The sequence below is a fragment of the Dellaglioa sp. CoH-57-MRSF-17 genome, assembly GCF_056782015.1.
On sequence record NZ_JBXAXY010000193.1, the window covers coordinates 1 to 232 of the forward strand.

1 protein-coding gene is annotated in these 232 nt (G+C 50.0%); it reads right to left on the reverse strand.

Annotated elements, in window-relative coordinates:
- Positions 1–44 precede the first annotated feature (44 nt).
- A partial coding sequence (locus AC1RPJ_RS08360; protein ID WP_438451519.1) for a hypothetical protein occupies positions 45–232 on the reverse strand: 188 nt, incomplete at its 5' end.

Genomic DNA, 232 nt, shown 5'->3' on the forward strand with positions numbered 1-232 from the left:
TTCGGTGGCCGCCACGCTAGCATTCTGTGTCTTGAATCCCATGATTAACCCTGCGTATACTGACTATCGGTACCAACACGGGTGCCCAATATCTTTTCGGCATAGGTGCCACCGGTTATGTAAATGGCACGCCCAACTACTGCATATGTGCCTGCGTACGCCTTATCAGTAAGGCTGTACTCCTGATCAACTATGAAGGACATAGTATCGAGCGGTTGGAACTGTGTAGGAC